The organism is Pseudomonas sp. GW821-FHT09E04, from assembly GCF_059416185.1.
In genome coordinates, this window is the sequence record NZ_JBWKOR010000002.1 from 369,665 (window position 1) to 394,864 (window position 25,200).

A 25,200-nucleotide genomic window follows, 5' to 3' on the forward strand; every position below is an offset into this window, starting at 1 on the left:
ATCACCAGCCGCCGGAAGACCCGCCCCCGCCGAAACTGCCACCGCCGCCGCTGAAGCCCCCGCCTCCACCGCCGCCGCCAAAACCACCGCCACCAAAGCCGCCCCCTCCTCCGGAGCCGCCCCGGCCGGCGGGAAGGATACCGAGCATCTGGCAGATAAAAACAGTCAGGATGAACAACATCACCAGAAATACGAACAACGCCGGGTGCCGCGAGACGAAATCGTCCGACGGATCGCCGGCCGATTCATACACCGTGGAAGGTTCGTCCAGTGGATTGCCGCCCAGCACCACCAGCATCGCCGCCACGCCGTCGCTGATGCCCTTGCTGAAATTGCCGGCCTTGAACGATGGCGTGATCACCTGATGAATGATCACCGAACTCTGGGCATCGGTCAGGCGATCCTCCAGCCCGTAGCCGACTTCGATGCGCAATTTGCGCTCGTCCCGGGCGACGATCAACAGTGCGCCGTTGTTCTTGTCCTTCTGGCCGATGCCCCAATGCCGGCCCAGTTCAACGCCGTAGTCCTCGATGGTAGTGCCTTGCAGGTTCGGCAACGTCACGACCACCAACTGCTCGCCGGTCGCCTGTTCGTGGGCCTGCAACTGCTGGTTCAGTTGCACGCGCACCGAGGGCTCGATCATCTGCGCGTCGTCCACCACCCGCCCGGTCAGCGCCGGAAAGGTCAACTCGGCCCGGGCGCTGACGGCGAACAGCCACAGCATCAGCACCAGGCCCATCTTCAACACACGCATGGGCATCCCCGGCTCAGAACTTCACTTCCGGGGCCTTGTCCGCGCCGGGGCTGGTGGCTTCGAAGGTCTCGCGGATCGGCAGGTCGCTGTACATCACGCTGTGCCACAAGCGACCGGGAAAGGTGCGGATCTCGGTGTTGTATTTCTGCACCGCCAGAATGAAATCGCGGCGGGCCACGGCGATGCGGTTTTCCGTGCCCTCAAGTTGCGATTGCAGGGCGAGGAAGTTCTGGTTGGCCTTCAGGTCCGGATAACGTTCGGACACCACCATCAATCGGCTCAAGGCACCGGTCAGTTGATCCTGGGCCTGCTGGAACTGCTTGAGCTTTTCCGGGTTGTCGAGGGTGCTGGCATCGACCTGGATCGACGTCGCCTTGGCCCGGGCCTCGACCACCGCCGTCAGGGTTTCCTCCTCGTGCTTGGCATAACCCTTCACGGTTTCCACCAGGTTGGGGATCAGGTCGGCGCGGCGCTGATACTGGTTCTGCACCTGGCCCCAGGCCGCCTTGGCCTGTTCGTCGAGGGTGGGAATGTTGTTGATGCCGCAGGCGGTCAACAGCGTGGCCAGCACCAGCAAGGTGGCGACCTGCAAACGCGAGCGGTAGACAGGACTGACATTCATCGGACGGGTGCTCCCTTGCACATTTCATGAATAATGACTCGCGAAACATTCTCAGCCGGCGGTTGGGGCATAATCGCCCGCGCCACTGGATTGCGGCGGGCCGATGGGCTAAAAAGAGGCCCTGCGCGATCACGTCGTCGAAACTGACGATGTACATTCGGCTGTCGTTTTCTGAATCAGCACCCGAACAACAATAGTCGCTCCCTAAATTTTGGCTGGCCGGCATTGCAACGCCGTTTAGGCCCTTGAGAAAACTATTCATGAAGAAGCTGTGTTTGCTGGGCCTGTTCGTCAGCCTGGCCAGTCATCAAGTACTGGCCGCCACGACCCCGGTACCCCTGGAAAACAAGGATGCGTTCATCAGTAACCTGATGAAACAAATGACCCTCGACGAGAAGATCGGCCAGTTGCGCCTGATCAGCATCGGCCCGGAGATGCCTCGCGAACTGATCCGCAAAGAGATCGCCGCCGGCAACATCGGTGGCACGTTCAACTCGATCACCCGCCCGGAAAACCGTCCGATGCAGGACGCTGCCATGCGCAGCCGCCTGAAGATCCCGATGTTTTTCGCGTACGACGTGATCCACGGCCACCGTACGATTTTCCCGATCCCCCTGGCCCTGGCCTCGAGCTGGGACATGGACGCCATCGGCCAGTCCGGGCGCGTGGCCGCCAAAGAGGCCGCAGCCGACAGCCTCGACATCACCTTCGCGCCGATGGTCGATATTTCCCGCGATCCGCGCTGGGGCCGCAGCTCCGAAGGTTTCGGTGAAGACACCTACCTGACCTCGCGCATCGCCAAAGTCATGGTCAAGGCCTATCAGGGCGACACGCCGAGCGCGGCCGACAGCATCATGGCCAGCGTCAAGCACTTCGCCCTGTACGGCGCGGTCGAGGGTGGTCGCGACTACAACACCGTCGACATGAGCCCGGTGAAGATGTACCAGGACTATCTGCCACCGTACCGCGCCGCGATTGATGCCGGCGCCGGTGGCGTGATGGTCGCGCTGAACTCGATCAACGGTATCCCGGCCACCGCCAACACCTGGCTGATGAACGACCTGTTGCGCAAGGAATGGGGCTTCAAGGGCCTGGCGGTCAGCGACCACGGCGCGATCTTCGAGCTGATCAAGCACGGCGTGGCAGCCGACGGTCGCGAAGCGGCGAAGCTGGCGATCAAGGCCGGCATCGACATGAGCATGAACGACACCCTGTACGGCAAAGAACTGCCGGGGCTGCTCAAGTCTGGTGAGATCGAACAGAAAGACATCGACAACGCCGTGCGCGAAGTGCTCGGGGCCAAGTACGACATGGGCCTGTTCAAGGACCCGTACCTGCGCATTGGCAAAGCCGAGGATGATCCGGCCGACACCTACGCCGACAGCCGCCTGCACCGCGCCGACGCCCGTGACGTCGCCCGTCGCAGCCTGGTGCTGCTGAAAAACCAGAACGAAACCCTGCCGCTGAAGAAATCCGCGAAAGTCGCGCTGGTCGGTCCGCTGGCCAAGGCCCCGATCGACATGATGGGTAGCTGGGCCGCTGCTGGCCGTCCGGCGCAATCGGTCACCCTGTTCGACGGCATGAGCAGCGTGATCGGCGACAAGTCGAACCTGATCTACGCCCGTGGTGCCAACATCACCAGCGACAAGAAGGTCCTCGACTACCTGAACTTCCTCAACTTCGATGCGCCGGAAGTGGTCGATGACCCGCGCCCGGCCAACGTGCTGATCGACGAAGCGGTGAAAGCCGCCAAGGACGCTGACGTAATCGTTGCGGCCGTGGGCGAGTCCCGTGGCATGTCCCACGAATCGTCGAGCCGTACCGACCTGAACATCCCGGAAAACCAGCGTGAGCTGATCCGCGCCCTGAAAGCCACCGGCAAGCCGTTGGTGCTGGTGCTGATGAACGGCCGTCCGCTGACGATCCTTCAGGAAAAGGAACAGGCTGACGCGATTCTGGAAACCTGGTTCAGCGGCACCGAGGGCGGCAACGCCATCGCCGACGTGCTGTTCGGCGACTACAACCCGTCGGGCAAACTGCCGGTAACCTTCCCGCGCTCCGTGGGCCAGATCCCGACCTACTACAACCACCTGAGCATTGGTCGGCCGTTCACGCCGGGCAAACCGGGCAACTACACCTCGCAGTATTTCGATGACACCACCGGGCCCCTGTTCCCGTTCGGTTACGGCCTGAGCTACACCGATTTCAGCCTGAGCGACATGGCGCTGTCGTCGACCACCCTGAACACCACCGGCAAGCTCGACGCCAGTGTCACGGTGAAAAACACCGGCAAGCGTGACGGCGAAACCGTGGTGCAGCTGTACATCCAGGACGTCACCGGTTCGATGATCCGTCCGGTCAAGGAGCTGAAGAACTTCCAGAAGATCATGCTCAAGGCCGGCGAACAGAAAGTCGTGCACTTCACCATCACCGAAGATGACCTGAAGTTCTACAACGCCCAGCTCAAGTACGCCGCCGAGCCTGGCAAGTTCAACGTGCAGATCGGCCTGGATTCCCAGGACGTGACGCAGCAGAGCTTTGAATTGTTGTAATCCCGCGCCCAGATCGTTCCCACGCTCTGCGTGGGAATGCCTCAATGGACGCTCTGCGTCCGCTTTGGGACGCGGAGCGTCCCGGGCTGCATTCCCACGCAGAGCGTGGGAACGATCAATCGGGGGTTGGCGACTATCCGCGTCTGTCCAGCAAGTTGACCACCACCCGATCCACCCAGCCCCACACCCGCTGTTTCACTCGCCGCCACAACGGCCGGCGCTGCCATTCCTCCAGACTCACCTGCTGACTCAGGCCGAAGTCCTTCTCGAAACTCGCCACCACCGCTGCCGTCAGTGACGGATCCAGCGCCTCCAGATTCGCCTCAAGGTTGAAGCGCAAATTCCAATGGTCGAAATTGCATGAGCCGATGCTCACCCAATCGTCCACCAGCACCATTTTCAGGTGCAGGAAACACGGCTGATATTCGAAGATCTTCACCCCGGCCTTGAGCAGGCGCGGGTAATAGCGATGCCCGGCGTAACGCACCGAGGGATGATCGGTACGCGGCCCGGTCAGCAGCAGGCGCACCTCGAGGCCACGGGCGGCGGCTTTGCGCAGGGAGCGGCGGATTTTCCAGGTCGGCAGAAAATACGGCGTCGCCAGCCAGATGCGCTTCTGGCCGCTGTTCAGTGCGCGGAACAGTGATTGCAGAATGTCGCGATGCTGGCGGGCGTCGGCGTAGGCCACACGGCCCATGCCCTCACCGGTGTCGGGCACACGCGGCAAACGCGGCAGGCCGAAATTCGCGTGAGGCTTCCAGGCCCGGCGATGGCGGTTGGCGATCCATTGGCGGTCGAACAGCAATTGCCAGTCGAGCACCAAGGGGCCTGTGATCTGCACCATCACTTCGTGCCATTCGCTGGTGTCGTGGCCCGGGGTCCAGAATTCGTCGGTCACCCCGGTACCGCCGACCACCGCCAGACGCTGATCGACCAGCAACAGCTTGCGATGATCGCGATAGAAATTGCCGACCCAGCGCCGCCAGTTCAGCCGATTGTAAAAACGCAGCTCGACCCCGGCACCGGTCAGCCGCCGACGTAGCGTGAGGGTGAACGCGAGACTGCCGTAATCATCGAACAGGCAACGCACCCGCACGCCCCGCTCGGCCGCCAGCACCAGCGCCTGAACCACGGTTTCGGCACAGGCGCCGGCCTCTACCAGATACAGCTCCAGTTCGATCTGCTCCCGGGCGCGGGCGATTTCCTCAAGCATGCGCGGGAAGAATTGCGGGCCGTCGATCAACAGTTCGAAGCGATTGCCGTCACGCCACGGGAACACTGCGCCGCGCATGTCAGCGCGCCGTGAAGATCAGCACCGCACCCACCGGCACCGACAGACTGATGGTCGACAGGCCGGCCATTTTGCGCAAGCTTTCCAGCCCTGGCAGCAGATCGAAATCCTCGGCGCTGATCACCAGCGGCTCCAGCGTCACCACTTGAAAACGTCGGTCATCAAGCCGAGTAGCGAGCAGTTCAGCGGGGTATTCGTGCTGTTTGCCGTGCAGGTTGACGGTCAGTGGCAGGCGCAACTCAAGTTGCGCGCCGGGGGCCAGATCGTTGATCGGGCGCAGGTCGATTTGCGTGATGATGGTCGCCTCGGGAAATTGCTCGATCTGGAACAGTTCCTTGCGCATGCGTTCGTCGCGCAGCGGGATGCCGCTGTTGATCGAGTCCAGCTCGACCTCGACTTCGGCGCGGCCATCGGGATCGACCTTGCCGTGCAGCACCAGAAAGCGCTGCACTTCGGACACGTTGGCGTTTTTCGTGCTGACGAATGACAGCCGCGACGACTCGCCGTCCAGATACCAGTTGGCCTGGGCCGGCAGCGCGACGGCGCCCAGCAGCAGGCCGGCGAAGGCGTTGCACAGAGAACGGTTGAACATTGAAGACTCGTGGGGCCGATAAACCTGCACGAACCTTAACTGGCCGTGGCGCTATTGCAAACTGTCAGTCTGTGCAAAGGCTCAGACCAACGCCTGCTGCACCTGGCCAATAGTCGCCGCGAGGCTGTTGAGGTGCAGGCTCAGCACCCGCTCCACCGGCGCCTGATCCATCGGCCAATGCAGCGCCATGCTGCCGACCAATCGCCCTTGCGCACGAATCGGCAACGCCACCGCACGAATCAGGAACGGCAGGCGCACCGGGTATTCCCAATAACCTTCGGTGCGCTGACCGAAACCCTGATGCAGGGCTTGCTCGGTGGCCTGGAACACACCGTCATCCGCCAACTGTTCGCGCTCGGCCAGGCGCCGCACGTCCTGGCTGTCGAGCTCTCCCAGACAGGCCCGGCCCATCGCCGAATGAAACAGGCTCGCGTGATGACCGACGATCTGACAGTTGTTCGGGTAGCGTTTGCGCAGCACTTGCGGGATCGCGCTTTCCATCACTTCAACCCGCTCGCCGTCGAAGCACGACAGATCCGCCACCAGCCCGGTGCGCTCGCTGAGTTCGAGCAGCATCGGCGCGGCGCTTTCCACCAGATGGCGCTTGAAGCGTTGCTGACGATCACCGAACAGCCGCTTGGCGCACAACCGGTAGCGACGGTCGCTGAGGCCGCGATAGATCCAGCCCTGCTCCTGCAAGGTGGCGAGCATCCGCGACACCGTGGCTTTGGGCAGGGTGGTCAGGTAGTGCAACTCTTCGAGTCCCAACGCCTGATGCTCGCCGAGCAACTCGACGATGGCCAGCGCCCGTTCGACCGAGCGCACGCTGCCGGTGTCTGCCTTGCTGCCCATGTGTTCGACCTCCGTGGATGCGGGTGAAAGATCACTTCGCGCAGCAAGATGCGGGCCGCTCAGGCCGATTGCAGGCACGCCGGCGGTCGCCGTTCGACCCAGCGCGTCAGTTGCTCATGAGCATAGGCCAGTTGCAGCACCGCCCGATCCGCCTGGGCCGGGCCGATGATTTGCAGGCCCATCGGCAACCCGGCCGGGTTGAAACCCACCGGCACGCTGATGCTCGGAAGCCCTGCCAGTGTCGGGCCGATCACCACCTCCATCCAGCGGTGATAGGTGTCCATGGTCTGCCCGCCGACGACTCGCGGCCACGGTTGCTGTGCATCAAAAGGGAACACCTGGGCGGTGGGCAGCAGCAGGAAATCGTAACGCTCGAACAACTCGCTCACCGCGCGATACCACTCGCTGCGCGCGACCGATGCCTGATAGACCTCGGCAGCGGTCAGACGCAAACCACCCTCGATTTCCCACTGCGCTTCGGGTTTGAGCAGCGCCCGTTTTTGCGGGTCGGCATACGCCGCGCCGAGGCTGCCCTGCACCAGGAAATGGCGGTGCGTGAGCCAGGTCTGCCACAAGCGCTCCATGGAAAACTCCGGCTGACAAGCCTCGACCTGACAGCCCAGCGCACTGAAATCCGCCAGCGCCGATTCGCACAGGCTCAACACGCCATCGTCCATCGGCAGATAGCCGTTGTAATCGCCGAGCCAGCCGAGGCGCACGTCGGTGAAGTCCTGTTGCAGATCCAGCCCGAAATCCCGTGGCTCATCAGCCAGCGACAGCGGCACGCGCGGATCGTAACCGGCCTGGGTCGAGAGCAATCGCGCGACGTCGGTGACCGTGCGCCCCATCGGCCCTTCGGTGGCCAGTTGCTGGACGAACACTTCCGGCGCCGGTCCATGGGGCACGCGGCCCTGGGACGGGCGGAAACCGAACACGTTGTTGAACGCTGCCGGGTTGCGCAGCGAGCCCATCATGTCGCTGCCATCGGCCACCGGCAGCAGGCGCAGGGCCAGTGCCACCGCCGCCCCGCCGCTGCTGCCGCCGGCGATCAGGTTCGGATCGTAGGCGTTGGTGGTGGTGCCGAACACGCTGTTGTAGGTCTGCGAACCGAGGCCGAACTCCGGGACGTTGCTCTTGCCGATGATGATCGCCCCGCAATCGCGTACCCGCGCCACGCTGATCGCGTCGTGCTGCGGCACTTGCTCGGCAAACAACGGCGAACCCAGAGTGGTGCGCAACCCGGCGGTGGCCGCCAGGTCCTTGATCGCCTGGGGCATGCCATGCATCCAGCCCCGGGACTCGCCGCGATCCAGTTGCCGGTCGCATTCATCGGCCTCGATCAACAGCACGTCCTGCGGGCGCAACGAGACCAGCGCGTTGACCGCCGGATTGAAGCGATCGATGTGCGTCAGGTACGCCTGCATCACCTCGCGGCACGACACCTTGCGGGCATGGATCGCCCGGGACAGCGCATCGGCGTCGAGGGCGACAATCGGATCAATGGCTAACGGACTCACGGTTTCACTCCCAGGTTGAGCGCAACGGGTTTCTTTGCACGCGGGGCCTCCTGCAAACAGTAAGTACCGAGCAGGGTCAGCAGGCAAGCGAACAACACATAAAACGATGGCGCCACAGGGGTGTTCAGAACTTTGCTCAGCCAGGTGACGATCAGCGGCGCGAAACCACCGAACACCATCACCGCCACGTTGTAGGCCACCGACACGCCAGTCGAGCGCACTTCAATCGGGAACTGCTCGGCCAGCGCCGTCGGGGCCGGGCCGAAGAACCCGCCAATCGCCGTGCACAGCAACAGTTGCATCACCAGCAAGCGTTCGATCGAAGGCGCCGCCGCGACCCACACATAGAGCGGATAGACCATGACGAAAAACGCCAGGGTGAACGCCATCAGCACCGGCCGCCGACCGAGGCGATCGGACAGGGCACCGGACAGCGGAATCACCACGGTCATCAGCCCCACCGCAAGCATCTGCACCAGCAGCACCTGATCCAGCGGCAGGCCGAGGTTTTTGTGGGCGAAAGTCGGCATGTTCACCAGCACCACGTAGAACGACACCGTCGCACCGCAGGCCAGGCCCATCGATACCAGCAGGCTGCGGCGATGTTCACGCAGCACCTGCCAAAGGCCGGGCGCGGCGCCTTTGGCTTTTTTGCGCGCTTCGAGAAATTCTTCCGGCTCTTCCATGTGCTTGCGAATCCACAACCCCACCGGGCCGATCAGCAGACCGAGCACGAATGGAATCCGCCAGCCCCAACTGTCCAGCGCTTCGGGGGAAAACAGGTGCGTGACCAGCGCCACCATCGCCGCACCGCTGAATACCGCCAGGCATTGCCCGACCAGTTGCCACGAGCCATACAAACCCTTGCGATGGGCCGGCGCGCTCTCCACCAGAAACGCCGTGGCGCTGGCGTATTCGCCGCCCGTGGCAAAGCCCTGAAGCATCCGCGCTACCACGATCAGCAACGGCGCGCCCATGCCGATGGCGGCGTAGTTCGGCGCGAACGCGATCAGGGCGATGGACACGGTCATCAGACGGATGATCATCTGCATCGCGGCCTTGCGCCCTTTACGGTCGGAGTAGATGCCGAGCAGGATGCCGCCCACCGGGCGCATGAAAAAGCCGACGCCGAAAGTCGCCAGCGCCATCAGCAGCGAGGCGTAGTCGTCGTCGGACGGGAAAAACTGCCGGGCGATGATGCTCGCCAGAAAGCCGTAAACGATGAAGTCGTACCATTCCAGGGCGTTGCCGATGACGGCGGCGACCACTTGCCGGGTGCGCGAAACGCCTGCGTTCGAAATCTGCATGGGGATTCTCCAGAAGCTGTGGGTTGACCACGCAGGCACGTGCGCACCTGCGCTTCAGCGGCAGCAAAAAGTGAAGAAGTCAGGCCGGCTTGAGCCAGCTCTCGGTGAGCGCGCCCCAATACGCCGCGCCGGTCAGCAGAATGTCGTCGTTGAAGTCGTAGGCCGGGTTATGCACCATCGGCCGCGCCACGCCGTTGCCGATGAACAGGTAGGCGCCGGGGCAGCGCTGGAGCATCCAGGCGAAGTCCTCGCTACCCATCAGTTTTGGTGTGTTGCCATCCACGGCATCGGCGCCGACCAGTTCGACGCCGACCTGACGGGCGAACTCGGTTTCGGCAGCGTGGTTGACCAGCACCGGATAGGCCGGGCGGTGTTCGAGGGTCGAGGTGCAGCCGAAGCTTTCGGCCTGGGCTTCGATGATCGAGCGCACGCGGTCCAGTGTCTGAACGCGGACTTCGGCGTTCAGCGCACGCAGACTCAGGCGCAGGATCGCCTGTTGCGGAATCACGTTTGCCGCTTCGCCAGCCTGCAATGCGCCGACCGTCACCACCGCCGCCTGCTGCGCATCGATGTTGCGCGCGACCACGGTTTGCAAAGCCATCACCACACTGGCCGCAGCGACCAGCGGATCCACCGCCAGATGCGGCATCGATCCGTGGCCGCCGACGCCTTCGATGGTCACCGTGAGCAGATCCTGCGAAGCCATCATCGGCCCTTCGCGAAAGCCCAAGTGCCCCGCCGGCAGGCCCGGCATGTTGTGCATGCCGAACAGCGCATCGCACGGGAAGCGTTCGAGCAGGCCATCGGCGAGCATCGCTTCGGCCCCGCCCTGCCCCTCTTCGGCGGGCTGGAAAATCAGCGTCAGGGTGCCGTCGAACTGACGGGTCGCCGCCAGATAACGCGCGGCGCCGAGCAGCATCGCGGTGTGCCCGTCGTGGCCGCAGGCGTGCATGCAGCCCTGATGACGACTGCTGTAGGCGACACCGGTATTCTCGATGATCGGCAGCGCATCCATGTCGGCCCGCAGCCCGAGTTTGCGTGTGCTGCTGCCGTTGCGCAGCACGCCGACCACGCCAGTCTTGCCGACGCCAGTGTGGACTTCATAGCCCCACTCTTCGAGCGAGCGGGCGACCAGCGCCGAGGTGCGGCTTTCCTCGAAACCGAGTTCAGGGTGGGCGTGAATGTCCTGGCGGGTGGCGTGCAGGTCGCCGGCCACGTCGTTGAGCCAGGCCAGAATGTGCTGATGTCGGGGCATGACGGTTCTCCTCGCGCGGGTGTTTCCCGGTCTTGTTGTTCGGTGTTGTTTCACGACACATGAACGGCAGGTCGTGCTCACCGCCAGATAACCGCGAGACACGCGAGAGGACAATCGAATGTGGTTCCACAGGGTGGAACCGGATCAGGGTTGCAGGCGACAGCCTTGGCGTTCGCCTTGCCACCGGGCGCTGTTGCTGCGCCCCATGCCGCTGGCGGTAACCAGTTTTTGCGTTCGGTCATCGGTCAGTTCGCTGGGCAACCATTGCTTCACGTAGCCACGGCAATACTCGGCGTCGTTGTTCATGACGTAGCGGCACGAACAATATTCCTTGGCGGTGTAGGCGCTGATGATGTCCGGGAAGGCCCACAGGTTCTCGCGCTCGTGCCAGCCCCAGCCCAGCAGCACGACCAGCAGCACCAGCAGGATTCGTCTGAACAACTTCATGGCCGCACCGCCCCGAGCACACGCTTGAGCAATTCGTTGTGGCGATAGCTGCCGTCGCGGTCATCGCCGTAGCGCACGATCACCAGTTTTTCGCTCGGGATCACGTACAGCGCCTGGCCCCAGTGGCCGAGGGCGGCAAAGGTGTCGGGGGGTGCGTCGGGCCATGGCGAGGGGGCACCGTCTGCCGGTCGATTGAGCCACCAGTGGCCGCCGGGCACGGCTTCGTCCTGATTAGCCTTGTAGCCGGCGAAGGGTTGGCGATTGAAGGCGACCCAATCCTTGGGCAACAGCTGCCGGTCGTTCCAGCGTCCGTCCCGTTCCATCAGCAGGCCGATTCGCGCCAGATCCCCCGCCGTCAGGTAGGCATAAGAAGACGCGACGAAGGTGCCTGTGGCATCAGTTTCCCAGGTGGCATGGCGGATGCCCAAGGGATCGAAAAGTGCCGTCCATGGATAGTCGGGATACCGCTGCGGGCCGACGATGGTTTTCAGCGCAGCTGCCAACAGATTGCTGTCGCCGCTGGAATAGCGGAACGCCTGACCCGCTGGTGCGTAGCTGTCGTGGTCGGCGGTGAAGGCGGCCATGTCGCGATGACCACGGGTGTAGAGCATGGCCACCACCGAGGATTTCAGCGGGGCGTATTCGTAGTCTTCCTGCCAGTCGATACCCGAGGCCCAGTGCAGCAGATCCTGGATCGTGATGGCCGGGTGTTTTTCCAGCACCGGGTAAAACTTCGCGACGGGATCATCGAGCTTGAACAAGCCTTCGCCGTACGCCACGCCGAACACCGTGGCCATCAGGCTTTTGCTGATCGACCAGGTCAGGTGCGGTGTGTCGGCGGTGGTCGCAGCGGCGTAGCGTTCGTAGATGAGCTGGCCGTCGCGGATCACCAGCAAGGCGTCGGTGCGGATGCCCTGGCGGGTGTTGTCATCGCGGGTCGGGAAGGCGTAGGCCTCCATTGCATCGACGGCCGGGCCGGTGAGTTTCGGGCCACTCGGCCACTGCTCGCCCGGCCATTGTTCGGCCTGAACCGTGAAGCTGATCAGCAGCAGAAACAGAGACAGGCCTTTGAACATGGTGAGGGCTCTGGGGATGAACCTGACAAGACTAGCCGACGTTCATGACAGATGTGTTTTGACTTGCCGCCAACGCCTTGGCCAGACGCTTGGCCCGCGCACCTGCGGCCAGTTGCATGACCGACTGATCGCGCTGCCACATCGCTGCCCATTCCGGATTACCGTCGAGCAGCGCCTGATCGACTTCCGCTTTAAGCCCGTCGAACTGCGCAAACAAGCCACCGAGCAACACATGCCCCGCCGGATTGTTTGGCGGCTGGCGACTGACTTCCGCGCAACCGGCCAACAGCGCCAGCAAGCGCAATTGCAGCGGCTGCGGCCAGCCGCTGTCCTGACCGACGCCGTACAGCCACGCGGTCATTGCGCTGAGCACATAGACATCTTCAAGGCTGCGGAACGGTTTGACGTAGGCATCCCAACCGTCCCCGGCGAGCAACTCACACAGAGCCTCGTCGAGGTACAAGCGGCCATGGCTGATGTCCGGCATCAACGGCAGCGCCGGGAGCTTTTCCACGCGCACGCCGGACTCGCCGGGGTACACCACCGCCAGACTCAGGCGCGGCGATTCGCCGGGTTGCTCACTGCGCGCGGCGATCAGCAACCAGTCTGCCGCATCGCCGGCGGTGACGAAATCCTTTTGCCCGCTCAGGCGCAGCTCCGTGAGCCGGGTCTGCATGTCCGCCGGTCGCAGGCTGCGCTGTTCGGTCGCACACAAAGCACCCAGGCTCGGCGGCGCGCTCGGCCAGAGCATCCGCAACGCCGCCTGATAGCCCACCAGAAACGCCAGCCCCGGCGTCGCCATCCGCCGCCCTCCCGCCACCGCCAGTTCGAACGGCGTAACGCTGCCCAGTTGATGCAGCAGCGTGGCGAAACCCTCCGCCAGATCGGCAACGGCGGGCAGGCGTTCGCGACATTCAAGCAGGGTCGACCAGGTCATCAGAGGCTCCTCGTGGGCTGTCATATAAGCATCACCAAACATTCATGGCGATGACACCGGGGCTACATAGCCTGACTTTGCACAACACGGCTGCATAAAGAAAGTCGATCGGCTGTAACCCACGACGGGTTAAAGGCCCGTACGGAGATTCAAATGACTCAGATCGCCCGCATCAGCGACACCGGCAATGAACGCCGTCTGCAAGCCGAACGCCTGATCGGCGCCGAGGCCTTGCAGCAAGCCCAGGCCTTGCGTTTCAACGTGTTCAGCGGCGAGTTCAACGCCAAGCTGAAAGGCGCGGAACTGGGTCTGGACATGGATGACTATGATGTTCACTGCAGCCACATCGGCGTGCGTGACCTGAACACCGGCCGCCTGGTGGCGACCACCCGTTTGCTCGATCACACCGCCGCCAGCAGCCTGGGCAAGTTCTACAGCGAAGAAGAATTCAGCCTGCACGGCCTCGCCGGTCTGCAAGGCCCGATCCTGGAAATCGGTCGCACCTGCGTCGACCCGGCCTACCGCAACGGCGGCACCATCGCCGTGCTCTGGGGCGAACTGGCCGAAGTCCTCAATCAGGGCGGCTACAGCTATCTGATGGGTTGCGCGAGCATCCCGATGCAGGACGGCGGCGTACAGGCCCACGCGATCATGCAGCGCCTGCGCGAACGTTACCTGTGCACCGAACACCTGCGTGCCGAGCCGAAGAACCCGCTGCCAACCCTGGATATTCCGTCGAACGTGATTGCCGAAATGCCACCGCTGCTCAAGGCCTACATGCGCCTGGGCGCGAAGATCTGCGGCGAGCCGTGCTGGGACGAAGACTTCCAGGTTGCCGACGTGTTCATCCTGCTCAAGCGCGACGAACTCTGCCCGCGTTACGCCAAGCACTTCAAGGCGGCCGTGTGATGAGCCGGCTGCGGGTGTACGCGCGGATCGCGCGGGTGCTGCTGGTGGTGACGCTGGGTTTGAGCATGGCCAGTGTCTTCGGAGTTTTCGAGCGTCTGGGCTTGGCCCATTCGATGCAACGCCGGCAGCGCTGGTCGCGGTTTTTCATGGCGCGCCTGAGCAATGCCCTGCCCTTTCGCGTGACCGTCCACGGTGAGCTGCCGAAACAGCCGATGCTGTGGGTCAGCAACCATGTGTCGTGGACTGACATTCCGCTGCTCGGGATGCTCACGCCGCTGTCGTTTCTGTCCAAGGCCGAAGTGCGCACCTGGCCGGTGGCCGGTTGGCTGGCGGCGAAGGCCGGCAGCCTGTTCATCCGTCGCGGTTCGGGCGACAGCCAGTTGATCCGCAAGCAGATGACCCGTCACCTGCAAACCGAACATCCGCTGCTGATGTTCCCGGAAGGCACCACCACCGACGGTCGTTCGCTGCGTACCTTTCATGGTCGTCTGCTGTCGGCGGCGATTGATTCGGAAGTGAAGCTGCAACCGGTGGCGATCCGTTATCTGCGCAATGGCGAGATTGATTCGCTGGCACCGTTCATTGGCGACGACGATCTGCTGTCACACCTGATGCGTCTGTTCAGCAACGACTGCGGCGATGTGGAAGTTCATCTGCTCAAGCCGATTGCCTGCCAGGGCCGGGAACGCGCGGCGCTGGCGTACGAAGCCCAGCAAGCGGTGCAGAAAGCGTTGTTCGGCGAGGTGGCCAAACCGGCCGAACCGCGTCGTGCAGGCGAGATGATCGCTGCCTGATCGTCAACATCTGCCTACAGCTGCCGGCCTGCGAAGTCCTGCAGCTGTGGGTAGAACAAGCGAAAGTCGTCACTGAGCGGTTCGTACAAACGCCGCAATTCCTGCATCGCCCCCGCCAGTTCTTCAGGTTTGCTCAGGCGCCGGGAAATCCCGCGCAGCACCTGCTCCAGCACTTCAAATTCCTGATACGAACCCAACCAGTCATTGGCCACCATGTGCGGGGCGATCTTCGCCAGGCGCTCGGGCAATTGCCGCTCGCTGGACAGCACTCGGTATACGTCAGTGGTGAATTGCGCCAGCGGTCGGTCGGCGTAGAGCGCCCAATCGCGGGCCAGGCAATGGTCGAAGAACACGTCGAGGACGATGCCGGCGTAACGGCGACGGGTCGTGGAAAAACGCGCCAATGAAGCGTCCACCAACGGGTGGCGATCGGTGAACACATCGATCTGACGATGCAGGGCAATCGCCGCTTCGATCTCCGGATCGAACTGCCCTTGCAGCCGTCCTTTGACGAAATCGCCATACAGACTGCCGAGCCATTGACCGGGACGCTGGCCACCGAGGTGCAAATGTGCGAGATAGTTCATGGGCGCAGCTTAGCACCGCGCCCGCGTTTGTTTACACCTCACATATCGTTATAACCCGATATACCGATTTATGCGGTCGTCAGATCGAATTCATATTGGTATATCGCGAAATACCGATTTAAAGTTCGCCTCATCGCGATATAGCGCTACATACATCACGAGCAACCAGCCATGAACATTGACCTCGACGAAATAATAAAAGCCCTGGCACACCCAGTACGGCGAGACATCCTCAACTGGCTGAAAGACCCGAAAGCCCAGTTTCCGGAACAGATCCACAACCACGAGTACGGCATCTGCGCCGGGCAGATCGATCAACGCTGCGGCCTGTCGCAATCGACCGTCTCCGCGCACCTGGCCACCCTGCAACGCGCCGGGCTGATCAGCAGCCAGAAAGCCGGCCAGTGGCACTTTTTCAAACGCAACGAGGACGTGATCCAGGCGTTCCTCAGCACCCTCAGCAAAGAGCTCTGACCCTTAACGTCAGCCAGCCAAAAGGACCCAACGATGCCCCTCTCGCTTCTCATACTCGCCTTGAGCGCCTTCGCCATCGGCACCACCGAGTTCGTCATCATGGGCCTGCTGCCCGATGTGGCGGCCGACCTCGGTGTGTCGATTCCCGGCGCCGGCTGGCTGGTGACCGGTTACGCCCTGGGCGTGGCGATTGGTGCACCGTTCATGGCGATGGCCACCGCAAGACTGCCGCGCAAGGCTGCACTGGTCGCGTTGATGGGCATCTTCATTATCGGCAACCTGCTCTGCGCCATCGCCACTGACTACGAAGTGCTGATGTTCGCCCGAGTCGTCACCGCCCTCTGCCACGGTGCGTTCTTCGGCATCGGTTCGGTGGTCGCGGCCAACCTGGTGGCGCCGAACAAACGCGCCTCGGCCGTGGCCCTGATGTTCACCGGCCTGACCCTGGCCAACGTACTCGGCGTACCGCTGGGCACCGCACTCGGTCAGGAAGCCGGCTGGCGCTCGACCTTCTGGGCAGTGACCGTGATCGGTGTGATCGCGCTGATCGGCCTGATCCGCTTCCTGCCGGCCAAGCGTGACGAAGAAAAACTCGACATGCGCGCCGAACTGGCCGCGCTCAAAGGCGCCGGGATCTGGCTGTCCTTGAGCATGACCGCACTGTTCGCCGCCTCGGTGTTCACCCTGTTCACTTATGTCGCACCGCTGCTGGGCGATGTCACCGGCGTCTCGCCCCGTGGCGTGACCTGGACCTTGATGTTGATCGGCCTGGGCCTGACCGTCGGCAACATCATCGGCGGCAAGATGGCCGACAAAGGCCTGGCCGCGACGCTGATCGGCGTGTTCATCGCCATGGCCGTGACCTCCACCGTACTGACCTGGACCAGCATCGCGCTGATCCCGACCGAAATCACCCTGTTCCTCTGGGCCACCGCGTGTTTCGCCGCCGTGCCAGCCCTGCAAGTGAACGTCGTGACCTACGGCCAGGCCGCACCGAACCTGGTGTCGACCCTGAACATCGGCGCCTTCAACGTCGGCAACGCCCTCGGCGCCTGGGTCGGCGGCAGCGTCATCGCCCACGGCTACGGCCTGACCAGCGTACCTCTTGCTGCTGCGGCGCTCGCGATCCTGGCACTGCTGGTCACCCTGATCACCTTCCGCCGGAACGGCAATCCCGAGCTGACCACCGCTAACTGATTCACTCACTTACTTCACGAGGGTTGTATCTCATGGCAACAATTTTCGATCCGATCAAACTGGGCGATCTCGAACTGTCCAACCGCATCATCATGGCGCCGCTGACCCGCTGCCGCGCCGACGAAGGCCGCGTACCGAACGCGCTGATGGCCGAGTACTACGTACAACGCGCCTCGGCCGGCCTGATCCTCAGCGAAGCCACTTCGGTGACCCCGATGGGCGTCGGCTATCCGGACACTCCGGGCATCTGGTCCAACGATCAGGTGCGTGGCTGGACCAACGTGACCAAGGCTGTTCACGCGGCTGGCGGCAAGATCGTCCTGCAACTGTGGCACGTCGGGCGGATTTCCCACCCGTCGTACCTGAACGGCGAAACCCCGGTTGCACCGAGCGCCATCCAGCCTAAAGGCCACGTCAGCCTGGTTCGCCCTTTGGCCGACTTCCCGACGCCTCGCGCGCTGGAAACCGCTGAGATCGCCGACATCGTCGACGCCTACCGCGTCGGCGCAGAAAACGCCAAGGCTGCCGGTTTCGACGGCGTGGAAATCCACGGCGCCAACGGTTACCTGCTCGACCAGTTTCTGCAAAGCAGCACCAACCAGCGCACTGACAACTACGGCGGCTCCCTGGAAAACCGTGCCCGCCTGCTGCTGGAAGTGACCGACGCGGCCATCGAAGTCTGGGGCGCCGGCCGTGTCGGCGTGCACCTGGCACCACGCGCCGACTCCCATGACATGGGTGACGACAACCTCGCCGAGACCTTCACCTACGTCGCTCGTGAACTGGGCAAGCGTGGCATCGCCTTCATCTGCTCCCGCGAGAAAGAAGGCGCCGACAGCCTCGGCCCGCAACTGAAAGAAGCCTTCGGCGGTGCTTACATCGCCAACGAACGCTTCACCAAGGACAGCGCCAACGCGTGGCTGGCCGAGGGCAAGGCTGACGCTGTGGCATTCGGTGTGCCGTTCATCGCCAACCCGGACCTGCCGGCACGCTTGAAGGCCGATGCACCGCTGAACCAACCGCACCCGGAAACCTTCTACGGCAAAGGCGCGGTCGGCTACCTCGACTACCCGACGCTGTAAGGCACACTGCAGAAACGCAAAAAGCCCTCGACTCGTGAGAATCGGGGGCTTTTTCATGGTCGCGGGACAGGTGGGCCGCTCACATTCGTTCACAGGCTCGACACAAAATCCCTACAAAATACGTAGTTCGCTACGTATCAACTCGATGGGTTGAGGTATATAAAAGCAATCCACTGCGGCGAGGCGAACGAACAGGGATCTTCATCCGCCTCCTTCGTTGACATAACCTGATCCAAATACGCATTTTGTTTCATTTGCGCAGGCTGGGGCTCCAGCGCAGCATATCCAGCCCTGTATCGACCCAGCGCTCGGCTTCGGCATACAGCTCGAAACTGTCCGGGGCCAGCAGCCATTGATACAGGATGCCATCGATAAAGGCGTGAATGCTGATGGCCGCGCGGGCGGTGTCGAGGTCTTGCGGCAACTGCCCACGATTGACTGCATTACTCAACGTCAGCGCGATCCGCACATTGCAATCGAGGCTGGCCGTCCGACGCTGTTGGCGCAGGTCGCACATTTCATCGGTGAACTCGCACTTATGAAACAGAATTTCGTTGATACGCCGGGTTTTCGGGTCCAGCGCAACTTGATGAAACAAATGAATCAGCAATTTGCGCATGCAGCCCAGCGGGTCTGGCTCGTCCTCGCTTTCGCTGGCCTTGGCCAGCTCGTCCAGCGGTTCATGCAGCGTATCGAGCATCGCCTGCAACAAGTCGGCCTTGTTGCTGAAGTGCCAGTAGATGGCGCCACGCGTCACGCCGGCCATCGTCGCGATGTCCGCCAGCGTCGTGCGCGCAACGCCCCGCTCATAAAAAGCTTTCTCGGCCGCTTCGAGTATCTGGCTTCGTGTCTCTTGAGCTTCCTCTTTGGTACGACGGACCATGGCAGTAAAACCTCAAACAGGATGTTTCAGGGATGGCTGAATATCCGCTGAATAAAAAGGGGTGGATCTCTCGCGGATCGACTCCCCCGGCCTACAATTTCAGACCTTGCGACGACTTTTGTAACCAGGTGGGTACGCGGCAAAGGTATTTACAAACAACCATGAACGTAAGTATATTCCTTAGCAAGCTACTTATCCACCCGGTACCCTATTTTTACCCTTCCACACTTCTTGTGCGCTTTTCGCGCGCCTGACCCGAGGATCTTCATGCAATTCAAGCCAGCTGTTACCGCTCTGGTCACTGCCGTCGCCCTGGCATCGCTGCTCAGCGGATGTAAAAAGGAAGAGGCGGCTCCCGCCGCACCACCTCCTCAGGTCGGCGTCGTCACCCTGCAACCACAGGCCTTTACCCTCACGTCGGAACTGCCGGGGCGCACCAGTGCGTTCCGCATTGCTGAAGTCCGTCCGCAGGTCAACGGCATCATTCTCAAGCGTCTGTTCAAGGAAGGCGGCGATGTCAAAGCCGGCCAGCAGCTGTATCAGATCGATCCGTCGGTCTATGAAGCGACCCTGAAAAGCGCCGAAGCCAACCTGCGTTCGACCAAGTCGATCTCCGACCGCTACAAGCAACTGGTCGACGAGCAGGCCGTGAGCCGTCAGGAGTACGACACTGCCGTGTCCAACCGCCTGCAATCGGAAGCTTCGTTGCAGAGCGCGCAGATCAACGTGCGTTACACCAAGGTCTACGCGCCGATCTCCGGGCGTATCGGTCGTTCTTCGGTGACCGAAGGCGCACTGGTCAGCAGTGGCCAGGCCGATGCGATGGCAACCATCCAGCAACTGGACCCGATCTACGTCGACGTCACGCAGTCTTCGGTCGAATTGCTGGAGCTGCGCCGCGAACTGGAAAGCGGCCGCCTGCAGAAGGCCGGCGACAATGCCGCAGCGGTCAAGCTGACCCTGGAAGACGGCAGCCAGTACAAGCTCGACGGTAAGCTGGAGTTCTCCGAAGTGTCGGTCGACCCGACCACCGGCTCCGTGACCCTGCGCGCCGTGTTCCCGAACCCGGATCACACTCTGTTGCCAGGCATGTTCGTTCGCGCCCAGCTGCAGGCCGGTGTCAACGCCGCCGCCATCCTGGCGCCGCAACAAGGCGTGACCCGTGACCTCAAGGGCACGCCGACCGCGCTGGTCGTCGGTGCGGACAACAAGGTCGAACTGCGTCAGCTCAAGGCCAGCCGTACCGTCGGCAGCCAGTGGCTGATCGAAGACGGCCTGAAAGCCGGCGATCGCCTGATCACCGAAGGGCTGCAATTCGTCCGCCCTGGTGTTCAGGTCAATCCGACCGAAGCGACCAACGTAGCCAAGAACCCGGCACCCGCCAAGGCAGCTGACAAAGCCTACGGCGGCAAAGGGGAGTAACTCATGTCGAAATTTTTTATCGACCGTCCGATTTTCGCCTGGGTAATTGCCCTGGTGATCATGCTGGTCGGGGCTCTATCGATCCTCAAGTTGCCGATCAACCAGTACCCGAGCATTGCGCCACCGGCCATTGCGATTTCCGTGACCTACCCGGGTGCTTCGGCACAAACGGTTCAGGACACCGTGGTGCAGGTGATCGAGCAACAGCTCAACGGTATCGACAACCTGCGTTATGTGTCGTCGGAAAGTAACTCCGACGGCAGCATGACCATCACCGCGACCTTCGAGCAAGGCACCAACTCCGACACCGCGCAGGTCCAGGTCCAGAACAAGCTGAACCTGGCCACCCCGCTGTTGCCGCAGGAAGTGCAGCAACAGGGTATCCGCGTGACCAAGGCAGTGAAGAACTTCCTGCTGGTAATCGGCGTGGTATCGCGTGACGGCAGCATGTCCAAGGACGACCTGTCCAACTACATCGTGTCGAACATGCAGGACCCGATCTCCCGGACTGCCGGTGTCGGTGACTTCCAGGTCTTCGGTGCCCAGTACGCGATGCGCATCTGGCTCGACCCGGCCAAGCTGAACAAGTACAACCTGACCCCGGCCGATGTCAGCGCCGCGATCTCGGCGCAGAACGTGCAGATTTCCTCCGGTCAGCTCGGCGGTCTGCCGGCGCTGCCAGGCCAGCAACTGAACGCCACGATCATCGGCAAGACCCGCCTGCAGACTGCCGAGCAGTTCAAGGCGATTCTGCTGAAGGTCAACCAGGATGGCTCGCAAGTGCGTGTCGGCGATGTTGCCGACGTCGGCTTGGGTGGTGAGAACTCCAGTATCGCGGCGCAGTTCAACGGCAAACCGGCTTCCGGTCTGGCGGTGAAACTGGCCAACGGTGCCAACGCCCTCGACACCGCCAAGGCCCTGCGCAAGACGATTGACGACCTCAAGCCGTTCTTCCCGCAAGGCATGGAAGTGGTGTTCCCGTACGACACCACCCCGGTGGTGACCGAATCGATCAAGGGTGTGGTTGAAACCCTGGTCGAAGCGATCGCGCTGGTGTTCCTGGTGATGTTCCTGTTCCTGCAGAACTTCCGCGCCACTGTCATCACCACGATGACCGTGCCGGTGGTATTGCTCGGTACGTTCGGCATCCTCGCGGCCGCCGGTTTCAGCATCAACACCCTGACCATGTTCGGTATGGTGCTGGCCATCGGCTTGCTGGTGGACGACGCCATCGTCGTGGTGGAAAACGTCGAGCGGGTGATGGCCGAAGAAGGCCTGTCACCGAAGGAAGCGACCAAGAAGTCCATGGGCCAGATCCAGGGCGCACTGGTCGGTATCGCCCTCGTGCTCTCGGCGGTACTGCTGCCGATGGCGTTCTTCAGCGGTTCCACCGGTGTGATCTACCGTCAGTTCTCGATCACCATCGTCTCGGCCATGGCCCTGTCGGTAATGGTCGCGCTGATCTTCACCCCGGCACTCTGCGCCACCATGCTCAAGGCGATTCCGAAAGGCGAGCACGGCACGCCGAAACGCGGCTTCTTCGGCTGGTTCAACCGCAACTTCGACCGTAGCGTTCGCAGCTACGAGCGCGGTGTCGGCAACATCCTGCAGCGCAAGGCGCCGTACCTGCTGGCCTACATTCTGATCGTGGTCGGCATGATCTGGCTGTTCACCCGCATTCCGACCGCGTTCCTGCCGGAAGAAGACCAGGGCGTACTGTTCGCCCAGGTACAGACGCCTGCCGGTTCCAGTGCCGAACGCACGCAGGTGGTGATCGATGAAATGCGTACCTACCTGCTGGATAAAGAATCCAGTTCGGTAGCCTCGGTGTTCACCGTGAACGGCTTCAACTTCGCCGGTCGCGGCCAGAGCTCGGGTCTGGCGTTCATCATGCTCAAGCCATGGCACGAGCGTGACGCGAACAACAGCGTGTTTGCCCTGGCCCAGCGTGCCCAGCAGCACTTCTTCAGCTTCCGCGATGCGATGGTGTTTGCCTTCGCCCCGCCGGCCGTACTGGAGTTGGGTAACGCCACCGGTTTCGACGTGTTCCTGCAGGACCGCGCCGGTATCGGTCACGACAAGTTGATGGAAGCCCGTAACCAGTTCCTCGGCATGGCCGCGCAGAGCAAGGTGCTCTACCAGGTCCGTCCGAACGGCCTGAACGACGAGCCGCAATACCATCTGGAAATCGACGACGAGAAGGCCCGTGCCCTGGGCTTGAGCCTTTCCGACATCAACAGCACCCTGTCGATCTCCTTCGGTAGTAGCTACGTCAACGACTTCATCGACCGCGGTCGTGTGAAGAAGGTTTACGTACAAGGTCAGGCCGGTGCTCGCATGAGCCCTGAAGACTTGAAGAAGTGGTACGTGCGCAACAGCGCCGGCACCATGGTTCCGTTCTCCGCGTTCGCCAAGGGCGAGTGGATCTACGGTTCGCCGAAACTGGCGCGCTACAACGGTGTAGAAGCGATGGAGATCCTCGGTTCTCCGGCGCCGGGCTACTCGACCGGTGAAGCGATGGCCGAAGTCGAAGCGATTGCCGCCAAGCTGCCGCCAGGTGTCGGTATCTCCTGGACCGGTCTGTCCTACGAGGAACGTCTGTCCGGCTCGCAAGCGCCAGCGCTGTACGCTCTGTCGCTGCTGATGGTGTTCCTGTGTCTGGCGGCGTTGTATGAAAGCTGGTCGATTCCGATCGCGGTCATGCTCGTGGTGCCGCTGGGGATCATCGGTGCGCTGATGGCCACCAGCCTGCGCGGCCTGTCGAACGACGTGTACTTCCAGGTAGGTCTGTTGACGACCATCGGTCTGGCGGCTAAAAACGCCATTCTGATCGTCGAATTCGCCAAGGAGCTGCACGAGCAAGGGCGCAGTCTGCGCGATGCAGCGATCGAAGCCTGCCGCATGCGTCTGCGACCGATCATCATGACGTCGCTGGCCTTCGTCCTCGGTGTTGTACCGTTGGCGATCTCCACCGGCGCAGGCTCGGGCAGTCAACACGCGATCGGTACCGGCGTGATTGGCGGTATGCTCACGGCCACGATCCTGGCGATTTTCTGGGTCCCACTGTTCTTCGTCACTGTGTCGTCCATGGGCCAGCGCAAAAACGCCGGCAAGGATGACGCCATAGAAACTCCTAAAGAGGCTGGCCAATGAGCAAGTCGCTACTCTCCATCGCAGTCGCCGCCTTCGTGCTGAGCGGTTGCTCGCTGATACCGGATTATCAGCAGCCGCAAGCACCGGTGGCTGCGCAATTCCCGCAGGGCCCGGCGTACTCGCCGGCCCAGGCACCGGCGCAGGCCGCTGCCGAGCAAGGCTGGAAGCAGTTTTTCCATGACCCTGCCCTGCAACAGCTGATCCAGGTCGCCCTGGAAAACAACCGCGACCTGCGTGTCGCGGCGCTGAACATCGACGCCTATGCCGCTCAGTACCGCATCCAGCGTGCCGACCTGTTCCCGGCGGTGTCGGCCAATGCCAGCGGCAGCCGTCAGCGGGTTCCGGCCCGTGCGTCGCAGACCGGTGAAGCGAACATCACCAGTTCGTACACCGCCACCGTCGGCATCAGCGCCTACGAACTCGATCTGTTCGGTCGGGTTCGCAGCCTGAGCGAACAAGCGCTGCAACAATACTTCGCCACCGAAGAAGCGCGCCGCAGCACCCAGATCAGCCTGGTGGCCAGCGTGGCCAACGCCTACCTGACCTGGCAGGCCGACAAGGAACTGCTGAAGCTGACTCAGGACACCCTCGGTGCCTTCGAGGAAAGCTACAAGCTGACCAGCCGCAGCAACGAAGTCGGTGTGGCTTCGGCGCTGGACCTGGCGCAGTCGCGCACCTCGGTTGAAAACGCCCGTGCACAACTGGCGCGCTACACCCGCCAGGTGGCTCAGGACGAAAACAGCCTGACCCTGCTGCTCGGCACCGGCGTGCCGGCCAACCTGCAAGCGGCCAAACCGCTGTCGGATGACCTGCTCAGCGATGTGCCGGCCGGTCTGCCGTCGGATCTGCTGCAACGTCGTCCGGACATCCTTCAGGCCGAGTACAACCTGAAGGCCGCCAACGCCAACATCGGCGCGGCCCGTGCAGCGTTCTTCCCGAGCATCAGCCTGACCGCCAACGCGGGCAGCCTGAGCCCGGACCTGTCCGGCCTGTTCAAGGGCGGTTCGGGCACGTGGCTGTTCCAGCCGCAGATCAACCTGCCGATCTTCAACGCCGGCAGCCTGCGCGCCAGCCTCGACTACGCCAAGATCCAGAAGGACATTGGCGTGGCGAACTACGAGAAGTCCATTCAAACGGCCTTCCAGGAAGTCGCCGACGGCCTGGCCGCGCGCCAGACCTACACCGAGCAGTTGCAGGCGCAGCGTGACTTCGTTCAGGCCAACCAGGATTACTACCGTCTGGCCGAGCGTCGCTACCGCATCGGCGTCGACAGCAACCTGACCTTCCTCGATGCCCAGCGTCAGCTGTTCAGCGCCCAACAGGCCCTGATCACCGACCGCCTCGCGCAGCTGACCAGTGCGGTCAACCTGTACAAGGCACTGGGTGGTGGCTGGAATGCGCAAACAGCGCAGAACGAGCCGCTGAAAGAAGAAGCGCCGAAGATGAAGTTGTTCTGATCGTCTCGCGATAAACAAAAAGCCCACCATTCGGTGGGCT

At 62.6% G+C, this 25,200-nt stretch carries 22 protein-coding genes; 9 read left to right on the forward strand and 13 right to left on the reverse strand.

What is annotated here, in order from left to right:
* Position 1 precedes the first annotated feature (1 nt).
* Both AC07N4_RS08070 and AC07N4_RS08075 read right to left on the reverse strand, forming a co-directional pair.
* Positions 2 to 754, reverse strand: coding sequence for a TPM domain-containing protein (locus AC07N4_RS08070; protein ID WP_493065417.1), 753 nt, complete (start codon positions 752 to 754; stop codon positions 2 to 4).
* A gap of 13 nt (positions 755 to 767) precedes the next feature.
* Positions 768 to 1,376, reverse strand: a complete 609-nt coding sequence (locus AC07N4_RS08075) for a LemA family protein (protein ID WP_096819459.1) — start codon at positions 1,374 to 1,376, stop codon at positions 768 to 770.
* A gap of 260 nt (positions 1,377 to 1,636) precedes the next feature.
* On the opposite strand from AC07N4_RS08075, the gene bglX reads away from it, so the two are divergent.
* Positions 1,637 to 3,928: a beta-glucosidase BglX gene (gene bglX, locus AC07N4_RS08080; RefSeq protein WP_192559986.1), complete on the forward strand. Its 2,292-nt coding sequence runs from the start codon at positions 1,637 to 1,639 to the stop codon at positions 3,926 to 3,928.
* Positions 3,929 to 4,061: 133 nt separating this feature from the next.
* Here the strand turns inward: bglX and AC07N4_RS08085 are convergent, their stop codons facing one another.
* From AC07N4_RS08085 to AC07N4_RS08125, 9 genes are all read right to left on the reverse strand, one after another.
* Positions 4,062 to 5,219 carry a phospholipase D-like domain-containing protein gene (locus tag AC07N4_RS08085; protein ID WP_493065416.1) on the reverse strand — a complete coding sequence of 386 codons (1,158 nt, stop codon included), beginning with the start codon at positions 5,217 to 5,219 and terminating at the stop codon, positions 4,062 to 4,064.
* 1 nt (position 5,220) lies between these two features.
* Positions 5,221 to 5,811, reverse strand: a complete 591-nt coding sequence (locus AC07N4_RS08090) for a YceI family protein (protein WP_493065415.1) — start codon at positions 5,809 to 5,811, stop codon at positions 5,221 to 5,223.
* Positions 5,812 to 5,892: 81 nt separating this feature from the next.
* Positions 5,893 to 6,663, reverse strand: a complete 771-nt coding sequence (locus tag AC07N4_RS08095; RefSeq protein WP_493065414.1) for an IclR family transcriptional regulator — start codon at positions 6,661 to 6,663, stop codon at positions 5,893 to 5,895.
* A 59-nt stretch (positions 6,664 to 6,722) separates the two neighbouring features.
* Positions 6,723 to 8,180 (reverse strand): amidase, encoded by a 1,458-nt coding sequence (locus AC07N4_RS08100; RefSeq protein ID WP_493065413.1) that lies wholly within the window; start codon positions 8,178 to 8,180, stop codon positions 6,723 to 6,725.
* Positions 8,177 to 9,487: a citrate-proton symporter gene (locus tag AC07N4_RS08105; RefSeq protein WP_096819465.1), complete on the reverse strand. Its 1,311-nt coding sequence runs from the start codon at positions 9,485 to 9,487 to the stop codon at positions 8,177 to 8,179. Before AC07N4_RS08105 ends, AC07N4_RS08100 begins: the two co-directional genes overlap by 4 nt.
* A gap of 79 nt (positions 9,488 to 9,566) precedes the next feature.
* Positions 9,567 to 10,742 (reverse strand): M20 aminoacylase family protein, encoded by a 1,176-nt coding sequence (locus AC07N4_RS08110; protein WP_493065412.1) that lies wholly within the window; start codon positions 10,740 to 10,742, stop codon positions 9,567 to 9,569.
* 144 nt (positions 10,743 to 10,886) lie between these two features.
* Positions 10,887 to 11,189: an amidase gene (locus tag AC07N4_RS08115; protein WP_096819467.1), complete on the reverse strand. Its 303-nt coding sequence runs from the start codon at positions 11,187 to 11,189 to the stop codon at positions 10,887 to 10,889.
* Positions 11,186 to 12,265 (reverse strand): serine hydrolase domain-containing protein, encoded by a 1,080-nt coding sequence (locus tag AC07N4_RS08120; protein ID WP_493065411.1) that lies wholly within the window; start codon positions 12,263 to 12,265, stop codon positions 11,186 to 11,188. Before AC07N4_RS08120 ends, AC07N4_RS08115 begins: the two co-directional genes overlap by 4 nt.
* A 31-nt stretch (positions 12,266 to 12,296) precedes the next feature.
* Complete coding sequence (locus AC07N4_RS08125) at positions 12,297 to 13,202, reverse strand: acyl-CoA dehydrogenase middle domain-containing protein (RefSeq protein ID WP_493065410.1); 906 nt, start codon at positions 13,200 to 13,202, stop codon at positions 12,297 to 12,299.
* A 153-nt stretch (positions 13,203 to 13,355) separates the two neighbouring features.
* Here AC07N4_RS08125 and olsB point away from each other — a divergent pair, with 153 nt between their 5' ends.
* Both olsB and AC07N4_RS08135 read left to right on the forward strand, forming a co-directional pair.
* A complete protein-coding gene (gene olsB / locus AC07N4_RS08130) occupies positions 13,356 to 14,111 on the forward strand; it encodes an L-ornithine N(alpha)-acyltransferase (RefSeq protein WP_096819470.1) in 756 nt (251 codons plus the stop codon).
* A complete protein-coding gene (locus tag AC07N4_RS08135; protein ID WP_493065409.1) occupies positions 14,111 to 14,905 on the forward strand; it encodes a lysophospholipid acyltransferase family protein in 795 nt (264 codons plus the stop codon). The genes olsB and AC07N4_RS08135 overlap by 1 nt, the downstream gene beginning before the upstream one ends.
* A gap of 14 nt (positions 14,906 to 14,919) precedes the next feature.
* Here the strand turns inward: AC07N4_RS08135 and AC07N4_RS08140 are convergent, their stop codons facing one another.
* Positions 14,920 to 15,492, reverse strand: a complete 573-nt coding sequence (locus AC07N4_RS08140) for an acyl carrier protein phosphodiesterase (protein ID WP_096819472.1) — start codon at positions 15,490 to 15,492, stop codon at positions 14,920 to 14,922.
* A gap of 171 nt (positions 15,493 to 15,663) precedes the next feature.
* Here AC07N4_RS08140 and AC07N4_RS08145 point away from each other — a divergent pair, with 171 nt between their 5' ends.
* Genes AC07N4_RS08145 through AC07N4_RS08155 form a run of 3 tightly spaced genes read left to right on the forward strand, consistent with a single transcriptional unit; the run spans position 15,664 to position 18,245 of the window.
* Positions 15,664 to 15,966, forward strand: a complete 303-nt coding sequence (locus tag AC07N4_RS08145) for an ArsR/SmtB family transcription factor (RefSeq protein WP_007957866.1) — start codon at positions 15,664 to 15,666, stop codon at positions 15,964 to 15,966.
* A gap of 33 nt (positions 15,967 to 15,999) precedes the next feature.
* Positions 16,000 to 17,163: an MFS transporter gene (locus tag AC07N4_RS08150; protein WP_493065408.1), complete on the forward strand. Its 1,164-nt coding sequence runs from the start codon at positions 16,000 to 16,002 to the stop codon at positions 17,161 to 17,163.
* Positions 17,164 to 17,195: 32 nt separating this feature from the next.
* A complete protein-coding gene (locus AC07N4_RS08155; RefSeq protein ID WP_102621466.1) occupies positions 17,196 to 18,245 on the forward strand; it encodes an alkene reductase in 1,050 nt (349 codons plus the stop codon).
* A 250-nt stretch (positions 18,246 to 18,495) separates the two neighbouring features.
* Here the strand turns inward: AC07N4_RS08155 and emhR are convergent, their stop codons facing one another.
* Positions 18,496 to 19,128, reverse strand: a complete 633-nt coding sequence (gene emhR / locus AC07N4_RS08160) for an efflux system transcriptional repressor EmhR (RefSeq protein WP_102621467.1) — start codon at positions 19,126 to 19,128, stop codon at positions 18,496 to 18,498.
* Positions 19,129 to 19,395: 267 nt separating this feature from the next.
* On the opposite strand from emhR, the gene emhA reads away from it, so the two are divergent.
* The 3 genes from emhA to emhC are packed head-to-tail and all read left to right on the forward strand — an operon-like array spanning position 19,396 to position 25,160.
* Positions 19,396 to 20,550, forward strand: a complete 1,155-nt coding sequence (emhA, locus tag AC07N4_RS08165) for an efflux RND transporter periplasmic adaptor subunit EmhA (RefSeq protein WP_085712979.1) — start codon at positions 19,396 to 19,398, stop codon at positions 20,548 to 20,550.
* 3 nt (positions 20,551 to 20,553) lie between these two features.
* On the forward strand, positions 20,554 to 23,703 hold the full coding sequence (emhB, locus tag AC07N4_RS08170; RefSeq protein WP_102621468.1) for an efflux RND transporter permease subunit EmhB: 3,150 nt from the start codon (positions 20,554 to 20,556) through the stop codon (positions 23,701 to 23,703).
* On the forward strand, positions 23,700 to 25,160 hold the full coding sequence (emhC, locus tag AC07N4_RS08175; protein ID WP_102621469.1) for an efflux RND transporter outer membrane subunit EmhC: 1,461 nt from the start codon (positions 23,700 to 23,702) through the stop codon (positions 25,158 to 25,160). The genes emhB and emhC overlap by 4 nt, the downstream gene beginning before the upstream one ends.
* The last annotated feature ends 40 nt before the right edge of the window (positions 25,161 to 25,200 follow it).